Here is a 1,329-nt window from a genome sequence, read left to right as displayed (position 1 = left end):
ATCCGCATTTCCCTGGCCGCCGACCCGGTGGAAGAAGTGCGGGTCGGTTTTGATATTCTGAAAAGCCTGAACCTGCGCAAGAAAGGCGTAAACATTATTGCCTGCCCCAGCTGTTCACGACAAAACTTTGATGTGATCAAGACCGTGAACGAGCTGGAAGCGCGACTGGAAGACATCAACGAATCCGTTGATCTGGCGGTGATTGGTTGCCTGGTAAATGGCCCGGGCGAAGCCCGTGAGGTGGATGTGGGGCTCACCGGTGGCACGCCCAATAATCTGGCCTACCGCGACGGTGAAAAAAGCCATCACATTACCGCTGACGATCTGGTCGACGAGCTTGAGCGAATGGTGCGCGCCAAGGTCAAGAAACAGCGAGAAGACGAAGAGAGGGGCATTATTGCCCGTAGTGAATAGACGGCGTGGGATCTTGGTCGGGCGTGGATTAGCGTCCGGCGTTAGGCGTCCAGCGTTCTGCGTTTTTAAGGAAATTCTGTGAGCAAGGCAGACAATAAAAAGGTCACCTCCATCCGCGGGATGAACGACATCCTGCCGGAGCAGACCGGGCTGTGGCAGTGGTTGGAAGGTAAAGTGCGCGATGTGCTGGCCAGTTACGGCTATCAGGAAATTCGCATGCCCATCGTGGAGCAGACCGACCTGTTCAAGCGCAGCATCGGTGAAGTGACCGATATCGTCGAAAAGGAAATGTACACCTTTGACGATCGTAACGGCGACAGCCTGACCCTGCGTCCGGAAGGCACGGCCAGCTGTGTGCGTGCTTGTGAGCAGCATGGCCTGTTGTACAACCAGACCCAGCGGTTGTGGTACACCGGCCCCATGTTCCGCCACGAGCGTCCCCAGGCCGGTCGTTATCGCCAGTTCCACCAGATTGGAGTGGAAACCTTCGGCATGACCGGCCCGGATATCGATGCTGAAGTCATCCTGCTTACTGCACGTCTGTGGAAAGCCCTGGGCCTGGCCGACAAGGTCACGCTGGAGCTGAACTCCCTGGGTGACAGTGCGGACCGGTCGCGCTATCGCGATGCGCTGGTGGATTATCTGAAAACACACTTTGATGCCCTGGATGGGGACTCCCAGAAGCGTCTGGAGCGCAGCCCGCTGCGCGTGCTCGACAGCAAGGACCCTGGCACCCGCGAGGTACTCAAGGATGCGCCGCAGCTGGCCGATTACCTGAATGACGAGGCTGTCGCCCATTTTGAAGGGCTGAAAGCCTTGCTCGATGCCAGTGGCATTGCTTATAAAGTGAACCCGTATCTGGTGCGCGGGCTGGATTATTACGGCAAGACCGTTTTCGAGTGGGTCACCGATGCC

2 protein-coding genes are annotated in these 1,329 nt (G+C 57.5%); both read left to right on the top strand.

Annotated features, from left to right (window positions below; translation table 11 throughout):
* Positions 1-414, top strand: a 414-nt coding sequence (locus A3730_RS24345; protein ID WP_197477612.1) for a flavodoxin-dependent (E)-4-hydroxy-3-methylbut-2-enyl-diphosphate synthase, incomplete at its 5' end; no start/stop codon positions are given.
* A 120-nt stretch (positions 415-534) separates the two neighbouring features.
* Positions 535-1,329: histidine--tRNA ligase (gene hisS / locus A3730_RS24340; protein WP_063539159.1), on the top strand; the 795-nt coding region annotated here is incomplete at its 3' end.

The organism is Alcanivorax sp. HI0044 (genome assembly GCF_001634945.1).
Note: the sequence above shows the minus strand (reverse complement) of the source record. Positions and strands in the feature narration are given on the sequence as shown.